The sequence below is a fragment of the Micrococcaceae bacterium Sec5.7 genome (assembly GCA_039636785.1).
Taxonomy (GTDB): domain Bacteria; phylum Actinomycetota; class Actinomycetes; order Actinomycetales; family Micrococcaceae; genus Arthrobacter.
The window spans coordinates 4,201,443-4,215,338 of the sequence record CP144169.1 but is presented as its reverse complement, the minus strand read 5'-3'; the positions used below and the strand labels follow the sequence as shown (position 1 = coordinate 4,215,338).

At 65.6% G+C, this 13,896-nt stretch carries 13 protein-coding genes; 8 read left to right on the top strand and 5 right to left on the bottom strand.

Going from position 1 to position 13,896, the window contains the following annotated elements:
* The first annotated feature begins 43 nt into the window (after nt 1–43).
* The 8 genes from V3C33_20125 (at nt 44) to V3C33_20090 (ending at nt 9,771) form a co-directional block, all read left to right on the top strand.
* Nucleotides 44–1,126 (top strand): sugar ABC transporter substrate-binding protein, encoded by a 1,083-nt coding sequence (locus tag V3C33_20125; protein XAS67689.1) that lies wholly within the window; start codon nt 44–46, stop codon nt 1,124–1,126.
* Between the two features lie 73 nt (nt 1,127–1,199).
* Nucleotides 1,200–2,033, top strand: a complete 834-nt coding sequence (locus V3C33_20120) for an ATP-binding cassette domain-containing protein (GenBank protein ID XAS67688.1) — start codon at nt 1,200–1,202, stop codon at nt 2,031–2,033.
* The gene (locus tag V3C33_20115) at nt 2,033–3,289 is read left to right on the top strand and encodes a sugar ABC transporter permease (GenBank protein XAS67687.1); all 1,257 of its coding nucleotides are present in this window, start codon (nt 2,033–2,035) and stop codon (nt 3,287–3,289) included. The genes V3C33_20120 and V3C33_20115 overlap by 1 nt, the downstream gene beginning before the upstream one ends.
* A 75-nt stretch (nt 3,290–3,364) precedes the next feature.
* Nucleotides 3,365–4,963: an FGGY-family carbohydrate kinase gene (locus V3C33_20110; GenBank protein XAS67686.1), complete on the top strand. Its 1,599-nt coding sequence runs from the start codon at nt 3,365–3,367 to the stop codon at nt 4,961–4,963.
* Nucleotides 4,960–6,450, top strand: a complete 1,491-nt coding sequence (locus tag V3C33_20105; GenBank protein ID XAS67685.1) for an FGGY family carbohydrate kinase — start codon at nt 4,960–4,962, stop codon at nt 6,448–6,450. The genes V3C33_20110 and V3C33_20105 overlap by 4 nt, the downstream gene beginning before the upstream one ends.
* Complete coding sequence (locus V3C33_20100; protein XAS67684.1) at nt 6,447–7,106, top strand: histidine phosphatase family protein; 660 nt, start codon at nt 6,447–6,449, stop codon at nt 7,104–7,106. The genes V3C33_20105 and V3C33_20100 overlap by 4 nt, the downstream gene beginning before the upstream one ends.
* Nucleotides 7,107–7,131: 25 nt before the next feature.
* Nucleotides 7,132–8,178, top strand: coding sequence for a 2-hydroxyacid dehydrogenase (locus V3C33_20095; GenBank protein ID XAS67683.1), 1,047 nt, complete (start codon nt 7,132–7,134; stop codon nt 8,176–8,178).
* A 414-nt stretch (nt 8,179–8,592) separates the two neighbouring features.
* Entirely contained in the window at nt 8,593–9,771 is a 1,179-nt protein-coding gene (locus tag V3C33_20090) for a glutamate--cysteine ligase (protein XAS67682.1), read from the top strand.
* 48 nt (nt 9,772–9,819) lie between these two features.
* Here V3C33_20090 and V3C33_20085 read toward each other — a convergent pair whose 3' ends face one another.
* The 5 genes from V3C33_20085 to ureE all read right to left on the bottom strand — a co-directional run bounded on the left by V3C33_20085 (nt 9,820) and on the right by ureE (nt 13,890).
* On the bottom strand, nt 9,820–10,902 hold the full coding sequence (locus V3C33_20085; protein XAS67681.1) for a nickel transporter: 1,083 nt from the start codon (nt 10,900–10,902) through the stop codon (nt 9,820–9,822).
* Nucleotides 10,903–11,748 carry an urease accessory protein UreD gene (locus tag V3C33_20080; GenBank protein ID XAS67680.1) on the bottom strand — a complete coding sequence of 282 codons (846 nt, stop codon included), beginning with the start codon at nt 11,746–11,748 and terminating at the stop codon, nt 10,903–10,905. It lies immediately after the preceding gene.
* Between the two features lie 212 nt (nt 11,749–11,960).
* A complete protein-coding gene (ureG, locus tag V3C33_20075; GenBank protein XAS67679.1) occupies nt 11,961–12,578 on the bottom strand; it encodes an urease accessory protein UreG in 618 nt (205 codons plus the stop codon).
* Nucleotides 12,579–12,596: 18 nt separating this feature from the next.
* The gene (locus V3C33_20070) at nt 12,597–13,268 is read right to left on the bottom strand and encodes an urease accessory protein UreF (GenBank protein XAS69807.1); all 672 of its coding nucleotides are present in this window, start codon (nt 13,266–13,268) and stop codon (nt 12,597–12,599) included.
* Nucleotides 13,269–13,410: 142 nt separating this feature from the next.
* Entirely contained in the window at nt 13,411–13,890 is a 480-nt protein-coding gene (gene ureE / locus V3C33_20065; GenBank protein ID XAS67678.1) for an urease accessory protein UreE, read from the bottom strand.
* Nucleotides 13,891–13,896 lie beyond the last annotated feature (6 nt).

Genomic DNA, 13,896 nt, shown 5'->3' with positions numbered 1-13,896 from the left:
GATCACCCGGAGTCGTACATCTCAACCCGAGAGAAGGATTTCAATGAAGAACTTCCATAAGCACGCCGCCGCGGTCACTTTTGCGGCACTGGCCGCCGCGGCGGCTCTCGCAGGCTGTTCGTCACCGCAGGGTCCGTCCGGTGCCGGCGGCGGTGACGCATCGAACGCCAAGATTGCGTTCCTGATGCCCGACATTGCCTCGACCCGATATGAACTGTTTGACAAGCCGCTGTTCGAGGCCAAGCTCAAGGCCCTCTGTTCAGGCTGTTCGGTCGTCTATTCCAACGCCAATGCCAGCGCGGCGAAGCAGCAGGAGCAGGCCAACTCAGCCCTCGCCCAGGGGGTCAAGGCAATCGTGATCGACCCGGTCGACTCGGCTGCCGCGGCTACCATCGTGAACACGGCCAAGGCACAGAACGTCCCGGTGATCGCCTACGACCGGCCGATCCCCGCCGTCCCGGCCAGCTACTACGTGTCCTTCGACAACGAAAAGATCGGCTCCCTGATCGCTGCCTCGCTGGTGGACCACCTGAAGCAGACCAACGCCAAAGGCGGCCTGCTCCAGGTCAATGGTTCACCGACGGATGCGGCAGCAGGGCTGATCAAGAAGGGTATCCACTCGGCCGTGGACTCCAGCGGCTTCAAGCTGCTGGCCGAATACGACACCCCGGGCTGGGAACCGACCAAGGCCCAGGACTGGGTCAGCGGACAGATCACCCAGTTCCCGGGACAGATCGCCGGCGTTGTGGCAGCCAACGATGGCACCGGCGGCGGCGCGATTGCCGCCTTCAAAGCCGCCGGCCTGAATCCGGTGCCGGCGGTGACAGGTAACGATGCCGAGCTTGCGGCGGCTCAGCGGATCATTGCGGGAGACCAGTACAACACGATCTCCAAGCCCATCAAGATTGTCGCCGAAGCGGCAGCGGACATCGCCTACAAATTTGCCAAGGGCGAAAAGCCCGAAGGCAAGGCCACCTTGTTTGATACCCCGTCGGAACTGTTCGTCCCGACCGTGGTCACGATCGACAACCTCAATGAGGCCCTGGTGAAGAGCGGCATCCTGAAGGCATCTGACCTCTGCACGGCCACGTACGCGGCCGCCTGCGCCAAGGCCGGCATCAAATAAGAGCACCGGCGCCCCTCTTCCGGGCGGGGCGCCGGTCCACCGTATCAACCACAATTACTGCTTAGAGGATCCCATGTCATCAACACCCACCGTCGCCGGCGACGGGAACGGAACGCCGCTTCTGGCTCTGCGGGGCATCAATAAATCGTTCGGCGCCGTCGCTGCGCTGATGGATATAGAACTCGATGTGGCTGCGGGAGAGGTCGTCGCCATCGTCGGGGACAACGGTGCCGGCAAATCAACGCTGGTCAAGGTGCTCTCCGGCGTGCACGCCCCGGACTCGGGGAGCATCGCCTTCGAGGGCAACGAAGTGACCATCCCCACCCCGATGGCCGCCCTGCACCTGGGCATCGCCACCGTTTTCCAGGACCTGGCTCTGTGCGACAACCTGACGGTCGTCGACAACCTGTTCCTGGGCCGCGAAATCTCGCCGTTGCGCCTGAACGAGGTCGAAATGGAAACCCGGTCCTGGGAGCTGCTGAAACAGCTCTCCGCCAAAATTCCCTCCCTGCGCACGCAGGTCGCCTCCCTCTCCGGTGGACAGAGACAGACCGTAGCCATCGCACGGTCGCTTCTGGGGGACCCCAAAATCGTCATCCTGGATGAGCCCACCGCGGCCCTCGGCGTAGCCCAGACCGCGGAAGTGCTCAACCTGGTGGAGCGGCTGCGCGAGCGGGGACACGGGGTCATCATGATCAGCCACAACATGGCCGACGTCAAGGCCGTCGCCGACCGGGTGGTTGTCCTCCGGCTCGGCCGGAACAACGGCGTCTTCAACGTCGGCGACGTCTCCCCGCAAGACATCATCGCCGCCATCACCGGCGCCACCGACAATGTCGTGTCCCGCCGGACCGCCGCACGCGGAACGCCCGGACCTTCCAACCCCAGCGAGGAGACTTACGCATAATGAACAGCAAAAGCGCACCAACGGCACAGGCCCGGGCCCTGGATCTGCAGGACGAGCGGCTCCAGGACCGCACCGGGATCAAAGGACAGCTCAAGGCCTTCGTGGACAGGACACGCTCCGGTGATCTCGGCGTCCTGCCCGTCGTCGCCGGACTCATCGTCATCTGGGCGATCCTTCAAAGCCTGAACCCGATCTTTCTCTCCAGCGCCAACCTGGTGAACCTGGCCATGGAAAGCTCGGCTGTAGGCGTCATCGCCCTGGGCATCGTCGGCGTCCTCCTGGTCGCCCAGATCGACTTGTCCGTCGGCTCTGTCAGCGGTCTGTCCGCCGCCGTCGTCGCCGTGACGGTCGTCAACATGGGATGGCCCGCCTGGCTCTCTGTCATTGCCACGGTGGCCATGGGCGCTGCCATCGGCTGGGTCTACGGCCAGATCTTCAACCGCTTCGGGGTGCCCAGCTTCGTCATCACCCTCGCCGGCCTGTTGGGCTTCCTTGGACTGCAGCTATATGTTCTCGGAGCCAAGGGATCCATCAACCTCCCCTTCGATTCAGCCCTCGTCTACTTCGCCCAGCTCGCCTTCGTCCCGCCGTGGCTTTCCTACGTGCTCGTCGTCGTCGCAGCCGGCGGCCTGTTCGCCACGGACTACCTCCACGCCCGGGCGCGCCGCAACGCGGGACTGTCCTTCATGGCAGTCCATTCGATGATGTCCCGCAGTGTCCTAGTGTTACTGGGCCTGGGGGTTGTCACCTGGTACATGAACCAGACACGCGGTGTGGGCTGGATGTTCGTCTTCTTCATTGCCCTGACCCTGATCATGAACTACCTGTTAAAGCGGACCAAATGGGGCCGGTCGGTCTATGCAGTCGGCGGCAACGCGGAAGCAGCCCGCCGGGCGGGCATCAACGTCAAAGCTATTTACACCTCGATTTTCGTCACCTGCTCCACTCTGGCAGCGGTCGGCGGCCTGCTGGCCGCCTCACGCCTGGCGGCCGCGAACCAGGGCAGCGGCGGCGGGGATGTCAACCTTAATGCCATCGCTGCCGCCGTCATCGGCGGCACCAGCCTCTTCGGCGGCAGGGGCAGCGCTTTCTCCGCCATCCTGGGCATTGTTGTCATCCAGTCGATCTCCAGTGGGCTGACATTGCTGAACCTGGACGCATCGTTCCGGTTCATGGTCACGGGAGTGGTCCTGCTGCTGGCTGTCATGCTCGACTCCGTCTCCCGCCGCTCCCGCACCTCGCACGGCAAGGCCTAGCCACGGGGCTGCGTCGACGCCGGGGCCAGCGGACCCCGGCGAGGAAATATCTACCCCAGGAAGGACGGTTCAGTCATGGCAGTCATCTGTGTTGACGCCGGTACCACAATGATCAAGGCAGTCGGGTATGACGAGGAAGGCACCGAGGTCGTGGTTGTTCGCCAGAGCACCTCGGTGGCCCGGCCCCGTCCGGGATGGGCGGAGCAGGACATGCTCTCGGTCTGGGACGCCGTTGTCTTCACCGTGCGCGGCGTGGTGCGCCAGCTCCAGTCCGAGGTGGACTATCTGGCCATCACAGCCCAGGGGGACGGCAGCTGGCTCGTTGACGCCGCCGGGACACCGACCGGCCCGGCCATACTGTGGAACGACGGCCGCGGAGTGGACATTCTGTCCGCCTGGACCCATGCCGGCGTCCTTGAAAGGGCCTTCCCCATCAACGGCTCGCTGACGTCCTCCGGGATGCCGAACGTCATCCTGAGCTGGCTGCGTAAAAATGATCCGGACAGGCTTGCCCGTTCCCACGCATCGCTGACATGTGGGGGATGGATTTTCGCGCAGATGACCGGCAAGTTCGCCGTCGATGAATCCGATGCCTCCGCGCCCTTCATGGACATCCGCAGCCGCCGTTACTCCCCGGACCTGCTGGGTCTGTATGACATGGAATGGGCGCTGGATCTACTGCCGGCCATCCGTGGCGACGACGACCGGGTCGCGGAGCTGACACGTCACGCCGCCACCCTGCTGGGCCTGCCGGCGGGCCTGCCCATTGTCATGTCCTCCTACGACATCGCCTCCACCGCTGTGGGCGTGGGCGCGGTCAGCTCGGGCCAGGCCTGCAGCATCCTCGGCACGACGCTGTGCACCGAGATCATCACGGACCAAATCCGGATCAGCGAACCAGCTGCCGGTCTGAACATCGCCCCCGGACTGCCCGGAAAGTTCCTGCGGTCCTTCCCCACCCTCGCCGGCGGTGAGGTCATCCAATGGGCCTGCGAATTGTTGGGACTCGACGACCCCGAGACACTCACGCAGCTCGCCACGGCCAGCGGGCCCGGCGCCGGGGGCCTGATGTTCCTGCCTTACTTCTCCCCCGCGGGGGAAAGGGCGCCGTTCCTGGATCCCTTGGCCCGCGGCACGTTCCTGGGACTGTCCTTCGAGCACCGGCGCGAGCACATCGCCAGGGCGGTCCTTGAAGGGCTCACCCTGGTCATCCGTGACTGCCTTATGGCCTCCGGCGACAGGCCCACCGAACTGCGGGTCTGCGGCGGAGGAGCGGCAAGCGCCCTGTGGCTGCAGCTGATCGCCGACGTGACCGGCATCCCGGTGCTGCGGTCAACAGACACCGAAGTCGGAGCCAAAGGAGCATTCCTGATCGGGCTGGTCGCCACCGGAGGCGCCGCAAGCGTGGAGGAAGTTGCCCCCTGGTATGTACGCATCCGGGACACCTTCACGCCCGACCCCTCGCGGGCGGCCTTCTACGCCGAGCTCTTCGAAGACTTCCTGGCCCTGCGGGAGGTCACCAAGCTGGCCTGGCCCAGGCTGGCCGTGATGCGGCAGCGCTCCGCAGACACGGGCAGCGGGCATCCCGGTCTGGCGGAACGGGAACGCGGCGGCCACCCTCATCCCGCCCAGCCGCAGCAGACCACACCCACTCAGGAAGGGAGCACCCCGTGACGCCCCAATCCAGCTCAGCTGATCAGGTGTGGGTAGGCATAGACCTCGGGACCCAGAGCGTACGGGCGCTGGCTGTCACCGGGACCGGTAAAGTCGTCGGTTCCGGCAGCCGGACACTCACCAGCCACCGGGACGGACCGCGCCACGAGCAAAACCCGGAGCAATGGTGGGAGGCCGTCAGCGGCGCATCCACCGATGCGCTGCGGAACGTCCCGGCAGCCGCAGTCCGCGGCGTTGCCGTCGACGCGACCTCCGGTACCATCCTGCTCATGGACCGTGACGGGCTGCCCCTGACGCCCGGGCTGATGTACGACGACGGCCGTGCCGCCGCAGAGACGGCACGGGTCAACGACCTGGGCGCCCGGATCTGGGGCGAGCTGGGTTACCAGCGCATGCAGCCGGCCTGGGCCCTGCCGAAACTTCTCTGGCTACTGCGCGAACACCACGACACGATCGCAGATGCGCGGTTGGCGCACCAGAGCGATTTCATCAACCGCCGGCTGACCGGCCGGGACGTCCCGACCGACCTGAGCAACGCGCTCAAAACAGGTGCCCACCTGATCGAGGAAAAGTGGCCCGAAGGTCTCATGCAGGACCTCGGCATCCCGCTGACCATCCTGCCGGACCTCGTCCGCTCCGGCACCCAAATCGGGACCGTCAGCCCCGCAGCCGCCGCGGCCACCGGCCTCCCCGCAGGCACCCCCGTCATTGCCGGGGCCACCGACGGCTGCGCCGCCCAGCTGGGCGCAGGAGCATTGAAAGTCGGCAGCTGGAACTCGGTTCTGGGCACCACACTGGTTTTGAAGGGGGTCACCCGGGATCTGCTCCAAGACCCGCTCGGGGTTGTTTATTCACATAAGGCCCCGAACGGGGACTGGCTCCCCGGCGGAGCGTCCAGCACCGGTGCCGGTGTTATTTCGCGTGACTTCTCCGGCAGGGATCTGGCGCAGCTCGAGAGCCTGGCAAGATCCTACGAACCGTCCCGCGTGCTTGCCTACCCTCTGGTGTCCCGGGGTGAGCGGTTCCCGTTCCTAGCACCCGACGCGGAAGGATTCCTGCTCGGGAACGCCGCCGGCGACGGCGAAACGTACGCCGCCATCCTGCAGGGCATCGCCTACATCGAACGGCTCTGCTTCGACTACCTTCACCTCCTGGGCGCCCCCGTGGACGGCGAACTGATCCTCACCGGCGGCGCCACCAAGAGCGAGTACTGGTGCCAGCTCCGCGCCGACATCCTGGGCCGTCCCGTGACATTGCCGCAGAACGCCGAGCCCGCCCTGGGCATGGCCGTCCTCGCGGCATCCCCGGGCAGAGCGGCCTCCGAGGTGGCGGCTGAGATGGTACGGATGCGCCGGATCATCGAACCCCGGAACGGATCCGCCGGCAGGTATGACGCCGCCTACCTCGACCTCGTCGGGGAACTGGAACAACGCGGTTGGCTCCCAGCAGCCGTCGCCTCACATGCCCGTGAAAGGACAGCAACATGACACGCATCACCCTGGTCCGGCACGGCGAGACCATCTGGCACGCCGAAAACCGCTACGCGGGACGCAGCGACATCGCCCTCACACCCCGCGGCGTAGAGCAGGCATCCCAACTCGCCCGCTGGGCCGGTACCGCAGGGCTGACCGGCGTATGGTCATCGGACCTCAGCCGGGCCCGGCGCACCGCCGAAGGCTGCGCCGAGACCACCGGCCACGAACTGAACATCGACCCGCGGCTGCGCGAGCTCGACTTCGGTGAGGGCGAGGGAATGACCGGTTCCGAAATGGAAGCAAAGTTCCCCGCAGCCCGCAAAGCCTTCCAGACCGATCCGGCCGCTTTCCCCTTACCAGGCGGCGAAGACCCAGCCGGGGCCGCGGCCCGCTTTATCGACTGCCTTCACGACATCGCCGGGGAACAACCCGGGGGCCGCGTACTGGTTGTCGCCCACACCACGGCCATCCGGCTCGCACTGTGCCGGCTCCTTGGTATCCCACTCAGCGAATACCGACGGGTCTTTCCTTCGCTGGGAAACTGCGCCCTGACCACGATCCGCCTGGACGACGGACACGCCGGGCTCCTCCAATACAACACACCCCTCGGACCGTTGACGGAGAAATCCGCGGCCAGCCCGACTCTCGCTGCCGCCCCCGCATCCTGACCCGACCCACCCTTAGGAGTTCCACATGACCACCCGCATCCTCGCCGCAGGAGACCACTTCGTCCTCAACCGGCTCCTCGTCGACGCCGTCCGACGCGAAGTACCAGCCGACATCGCCTTTGCCGAACTGACGCTGCCCTGGCCGCTCACCCCGTTCGGGAAGATCGCCGAAGTGGACGAAGCCTCCGGCACCGAGGAACAACTCATCGAAGCCCTCCAAGGAGCCGAGATCTGTGTCACCCAGATGGCGCCTCTGACCGAGAAAGTCCTCCAGGCCTGCCCCGAGCTCAGGCTGTTCTGCATCACCCGCGGCGGCCCCGTCAACGCCAACCTCGCGGCAGCCACAGAACACGGCGTCGCCGTCACCTTCGCCCCCGGACGCAACGCCGCCGCCACGGCCGAACACACCCTGGGCATGATCCTGGCGTCCGTCCGGCGCATACCCCAGACCAACGCCGACCTATCCTCGGGAACCTGGCGGGGCGACTACTACATGTACGACAACGTCGGACCCGAACTCGAAGGCAACACCGTCGGGCTCGTCGGATACGGCGCGATCGGAAGCCGCGTAGCCCGAATGCTGCAGGGATTCGGCGCGCACGTCCTGGTCCACGACCCCTATGTCACCGCCGATGTCCTTGCGGGAAACGCCGAACAGGTAGACCTCGACGAACTGCTCTCCCGCAGCGGGATCATCAGCCTGCACGCGCGTGTCACCCCGGAAACCACCAAAATGATCGGCGCCGCCCAGATCGCCGCCATGCCCGCAGGATCCATCATCATCAACTGCGCCCGGGGTGCCCTGCTTGACTATGAGGCCCTGTGCGACGCCCTCGACTCGGGACACCTGTTCGGCGCCGCATTCGACGTCTTCCCCGAAGAACCCATCCCCACCGGATCGCGCCTCCTCACCACCCCCAACATCGTCATGACACCACACCTGGCCGGCGCGAGTAAGCAAACAGCCGCCAAAGCCGCACAAATCGTCGCCGGAGACGTTGGGCGATACCTGCGCGGACAGCCCCTGGCCCACTGCGCAAATCCTGAAATCCTCCGCACCGGCAACAGGTGAGCCTGTTCCAAACGGCCACCAAGACGCTCCAGGCCCGGCCATTGGAATAGCCGGGCCTGGAGGTCAAATTCAATTGTGACTAAAAAAGACCCCTACCCGGAAATCAGCCAGCGTGGTCGGCTCGACACGCTCTGAGCGCGTCTTCGTTGATCCACTTTCTGATCAGGAAAGCGTCCAGCGGCCACATGGCGACGTCAACGGCGAGGAAAATCCAGCAGGTACGACGGCGGCAAGACACAGACCCTACTGCGATCAGTAGGGCAGCAGAGACATAGTCATAGATGCGCCGCCCGGGCGTCGCATTTCGTACCTCTGACGCTTCGCGAAAGTAGTTCAGCATGGATCCCAGGCGCTCGGCCGTGCAGGCTCCGAGGTGTGGTCGCCCGCTGTCGCTTTGTCCGCCACACTTGTAGGGTGCGTACTTTTGGTGTCGAAGAAGAATTCCTGATCGTTGATCCCTGCAACGGCAGTCCCCTGCCTCTGGCTGGAGACCTGCTGCTCCTCCATGACCCGGGTAGCCAGGCGGCGGACCCTTCCGCTCACCCGACGCTGGCTGTCGAGCTACACCAGGAACAAATCGAAGTCATCACCCGCCCCCACAGCAGCCTGAGCGGGCTCGCCGCCGAGATACGGGCGGGCCGCGCCTATGCCGACTCCCTGGCCCGGAAAACGGGCGCGCGGATCGCGGCCCTCGCCACGTCCCCGGTGCCAGTCTCACCCCACGCCACCAGCAACGACCGTTATGACGCGCTGGTGGAAAAGTACGCGCTGACGGCACGCGAGCAGCTGACCTGCGGATTCCATGTCCATGTTTCCGTCAGCTCGGATGAGGAGGGCGTCGCCGTCCTGGACCGGATCAGGTCCTGGTTGCCGCCGCTCATAGCGTTGAGCTCGAATTCACCGTTCTGGAACGGCACGGACAGCGGCTACGCCAGTTTCCGCACCCAGGCCTGGAACCGGTGGACGACCGCCGGGCCCACGGACGTCTTCGGCTCGGCACAGGCCTACCACGCACGCGTGGCCGAGCTGTCAGGCACCGGGGTGGTCACCAACCCTGATTTTGACGCGCGCCTGTCTGCCCGGCACCCGACCGTCGAGATCCGCGTGGCCGATGTTTGCCTTGATGCCCGGGACGCCGTCCTGATCGCGGCCCTGGTTCGGGCATTGGTGGAGACCGCGGCCCGGGAATGGAAAACCGGACAGCCCTTGGACATGGTGCCCGCCGCCGTCCTGCGCCAGGCGGCCTGGCTGGCCAGCCGCTGGGGTGTCCAGGGCGAGCTGCTCCACCCGATGACCCACAAGCCAGACACAGCAAGACGTGTCCTCACCGCGCTCCACGACCATGTCCGGGATGCCCTGGACGAGGCCGGGGACGAGGCCTATGTCGCTGAGTCCCTGCAAAGGATCTTCCTTCAGGGAACGGGTGCCAGCCAGCAGCGGCAAGCCTTCAAACGCAACGGCCGGCTGGCTGACGTGGTAGCCCACGCCACCGGTCTTACCCATCAGGATCCCGCCGATCACAACCCCATCGGGGCGGGGTTCCTCGCCGAATCCGCTAACTCAAGCTGCGATTTAACCGCTGTCCCTGGTTAACAACACGGCGGCTTAAGAGGGGTCAGGCTCCGGATCCGGCGATGATATTCATCGTCCGGCTTCGGAAACCACTGACCCTGCGGCAGGATGACGTCCGCGCAGCGATGCCAGGCCCCACGCCAGCAACAGGACAGCAACGAGCAGCACCCCCGCTTCGCCCAGATCAATGGAACCCAGCCAGCTGGTCAACGGGTCATCGAGCCCAAAGGCAGCGTTGAAGAAGCCGCCGAGGGTGATGATGGAGATGAACAAGGCGGACAGCGCCGAAATTCCAGTGATGAGGGCGTTAAGGCCGAGCTTACGCTGTGGGTTGTGGATGGCCGAGCTGTACATCCGCATCATGGCCACACCGTTCAGGCTGTCACAGAGCGTCATGGCGGCCGTGAACGCAAGTGGCAGCGCCATCAGGGCGAGCGGCGAAACCCCTGCCAGCGAGGCCGCCGTCGTCATCACCAGAAGGCCGATGGTGGTGGCGGTATCAAAACCCAGCCCGAAGAGGAATCCGATCACATAGATGTTGCGGGGGCGCTGCACCCTGGCCAGCGGTTTGGCCAGCAGTCGCGCGATGAAGCCTGTCGCTTCGAGATCCTCGACGGCGATGCTTCCGCCGCCCTGCGCCTTCCGGTACACGTGCGCAGCCCGCAGGAACGCCGAGCCGTTGAAAACCCCCATGGCCAGCAGGAACAGCCCGGAGACACCGCTGCCGATCAGGCCGAGCACCAGATTTCCGGCGGTGCCGTCTTCCATGAACTGCCCTACCATCGAGGCGCCGGCAACCACCAGCACGCCGGCCAGGAGCACCACGGAACTGTGGCCCAGGCTGAACGCGAAGCCAACGCTGACCGGGTCTTTCCCCTGGGCCACGAACTTCCGGGTGGAGTTGTCGATCGCGGCGATGTGATCCCAGTCGTAGCTGTGTTTGATGCCGGCCAGGTATGCGGTCAGGACGAGTCCCAGAGCCAGCGGTTGCCCGCCGCCTGCTGTCCCGGCGCCCATGACTCCGGCAACAAGGAGTACGACGGCGGCCGCGTGCAGCGCGGCGACGGCACCAAAGGTGCAAAGCAGCCGGGTCTTGAGCGGGAGGGATTCCCGCTGCCGGTACATGGTGGCCAATGCCGCGAGCGTGGCCATTTAGTACTTCCTTAAGTTGAGCGGCGCCTGGCCGTACCAGCGTGCCCGCAGGAGGCTGGTGCAGGCGCCGAGCAGCCGGTTGAGCTCTTCGGTGCTGTTGGAAAGGGACCGCAGGACGAGGCCGGTGGTCCCGGCGATGCTGGCGGTCAGGGACACACCGGTGTACGCGTCATGACCTGCGGTCAGCTGGTGGAGTTCGTCGGCGAGTGCCTGGTCCACCCGCGGATCCACCACCGTCAGCGAGCCCAGGTGGCTGAACCCCTCCATAAAGCCCATGCCGGTGACGTCCGTGACGGGCGGCCGGATCAGCAGGTTGTCCAGGGCCAGCAGCTCTGCTTCCGCCGCGCCGTCGGAGTGCCCCGTCTGCACGTGGATCTCGTTGCGCAGCCGGAGTTCCTCGTACCTGAAAGAGTCGCCGTCGGGCGACCAGCCCGGCGTGATGACCTCTGCCATCACCAGGCTCGACGACGGGTGGACGGTGATGTGGGTGTTCTGCCGGTAGCTGGCCTCGCGGTAGGCAATCAGCTGGTCCGGAGCAAGTTCCAGCTGCGAGCCCTCCCCCAGCTTCAACCGCATCCGCTGCTCGGCAAACGACCCGGGCGTCCGGTAGATCTTCGTGGCCGACTGAGTGGTCAGAAGCAGCTTCGCCCCGTCCCCCACTTCAACGTCAATCAGGTACAAATCGGCACCCAGATAAGCCCCGCCAGGATTGATCATCACATAACAAACCTGCCCGCTCTGATCCAAGTAATGCGGCCGAAGAACCCGCAAGGCGCCCCGATGAAACTGATGCACGGCAACTGTCCGCTCGCCCCGCACGGCGACCAGTAAGGTGAGCTCCCCCATAGGTGACTTGACCGCTGAGGCGGCGAGGCCGGATTTGGGGGCCGCGGCGTGGTGGGCACCGCGATGGGCCCACGGCCGCGAGGGCCCCGACTCGAGCTTGCGAGGGTTGGGAGCGGCTGGGGACGGGCACGGCCCCAAATCCGGCGAAGCCGCCGGACCCGACCCCGGCGCATGGGTCTGGACAAGCTCGACTACCGGAACCGCCGTCGTGCTCATGACGCCAGGTCGAGCATCAGGACATCACGCCGCATCCACTCGATCACCTGGTCCAGCCCCTCATCAGTCTTGAGGTTCGTAAAGCAGAACGGCTTCTCGCCCCGGAATTCGCGCGAGTCCCGCTCCATCACCGTCAGATCCGCGCCAACATGCGGCGCGAGGTCCGTTTTGTTGATGATGAAGAGATCGGCCTTGATCATGCCCTGGCCGGCTTTGCGCGGGATCTTCTCACCCTGGGCCACGTCGATGATGTAGATGGAGAAATCCACAAGCTCGGGGCTGAAGGTGGCGGAGAGGTTGTCGCCGCCGGATTCCACGAAGATCACCTGCAGGTCCGGGTGCCTCTTCTTGAGCTCCTCGATCGCCGCATCGTTCATCGAGGTGTCTTCGCGGATGGCCGTGTGCGGGCAGCCGCCTGTTTCGACGCCGATGATCCGGTCCAGCGGCAGGATGCCGTTCGCGGCCAGGATTTTGGCGTCCTCGATGGTGTAGATGTCGTTGGTTATGGCGGCCATGGAAATTTCCCGGCTCATGTGCCGGGTGAGGCGTTCCACCAGCTGGGTCTTGCCCGCGCCTACCGGGCCGCCGATGCCGATCTTGATGGGTTCAGACATGTGTCCTCCTGAATAGTGTTAGCTCATGAACATGCGGGCGCGCTGGCGCTCGTGCCGCATCTGCGAAATCTCCAGTCCGGGGCTGACGGCCCCGAAGTCGTCCGGCGTCAGGTGACTGGCGCGCTCGACGGCGGCAGTGACGTCGTCGGACGCCCCGCGCAGCAGCCGCTGGCCGGCGTTCTGCCCCAGCGGGATGGCACGGACGGCGTTCTGGGTCAGCGAGGTGACGGCGGCAAAAAGGTACGCGGCGAGCGCTTCTGCCAGCGGGACGCCCAATGAGCGCGCGACGACGGCGAACGCCAGCGGCTGATGGCCGGCGGCCCGGCCTTCGGTCACCAGCTGCCGGTATTCCTCGAGCCCTGCGGACGGAAACACCTCGCTGCCGATCTCAAGCAGCCGGGTGCCCATCTTGACGCTGGCCTCCCGGAGCTGGCGGGGCAGCAGCTGCGCGGTCATCAGGGTGTCCAGCTCCTCGAGGCCGTGCCCCTCGTATAGGAACCGGATGGCCGGCCCATCCGAGTAGCTCAGCTGCTGACCAATAAAGGCGGCCAGCCACACCCCGAACGAATCCTCATCATGCACCAGCCCGCGGTCAATATAGGTCTCAAAGCCAAGCGAGTGCGCAAAAGCCCCGGTGGGCAGAGCAGAGTCCGTCAGCTGCTGGAGAGCCAGCTGATAGGACCCGCTGATTGAGCCTGTCGAAATCGCGTCCTGGTCTCGACAAGCTCGACCAGCGGACGCGGCTCGACCAGCGGACGCGGCTCGACCAGCGGACGCGGCTCGACCAGCGGACGCGGCTCGACCAGCGGACGCGGCTCGACCGGACGCCGGATCAGTGGCTGTGTTCGGCATGGCGGAAGGGCACGGGCATGACCCGCTCCTGGCGGTTGTAGGGCACTCCGACGTGTTTGAGGTAGTCCTCCACGGTGTGGTCGTACTGGCACACCATCACCTCGGCGCCGTACTCCGAGGATGCGTCGAAGAACTGGGCCTGCAGGTGCCGGTTGCCCAGGGAGTGCGCCACCACGCCCATCCCGTGGATGGTGCGCGGCGCGATCACCAGGACGTCGGTGGGCAGCACAGAGACCACAATCATGTTCGTTCCGGCCACGTGCAGGATGTCGCCGTCGCGCAGGTCGCCGGATCCGGCGGGCAGCCGGATGCCCAGTTCCTGGCCGTGGTCGGTGGTGACGCGCTGGATGCGCTTGACCAGCTGGGCGCTTGGCAGCACCACCTTTTCGTGGTGCAGACCGGCGTAGGCCTCGGGCGCCGGCAGTTCGTGCAGGTTGCCGAGGATTTTCTCAATGATCATGTGTTG

Bases quoted from the DNA above. Each gene is read 5' to 3' on its own strand.
- V3C33_20115 (XAS67687.1), top strand. From the start codon at position 2,033: ATGAACAGCAAAAGCGCACCAACGGCACAGGCCCGGGCCCTGGATCTG.
- V3C33_20095 (XAS67683.1), top strand. From the start codon at position 7,132: ATGACCACCCGCATCCTCGCCGCAGGAGACCACTTCGTCCTCAACCGG.
- V3C33_20080 (XAS67680.1), bottom strand. From the start codon at position 11,748: ATGGGGGAGCTCACCTTACTGGTCGCCGTGCGGGGCGAGCGGACAGTT.
- V3C33_20120 (XAS67688.1), top strand. From the start codon at position 1,200: ATGTCATCAACACCCACCGTCGCCGGCGACGGGAACGGAACGCCGCTT.
- V3C33_20125 (XAS67689.1), top strand. From the start codon at position 44: ATGAAGAACTTCCATAAGCACGCCGCCGCGGTCACTTTTGCGGCACTG.
- ureE (XAS67678.1), bottom strand. From the start codon at position 13,890: ATGATCATTGAGAAAATCCTCGGCAACCTGCACGAACTGCCGGCGCCC.
- V3C33_20100 (XAS67684.1), top strand. From the start codon at position 6,447: ATGACACGCATCACCCTGGTCCGGCACGGCGAGACCATCTGGCACGCC.
- ureG (XAS67679.1), bottom strand. From the start codon at position 12,578: ATGTCTGAACCCATCAAGATCGGCATCGGCGGCCCGGTAGGCGCGGGC.
- V3C33_20085 (XAS67681.1), bottom strand. From the start codon at position 10,902: ATGGCCACGCTCGCGGCATTGGCCACCATGTACCGGCAGCGGGAATCC.
- V3C33_20110 (XAS67686.1), top strand. From the start codon at position 3,365: ATGGCAGTCATCTGTGTTGACGCCGGTACCACAATGATCAAGGCAGTC.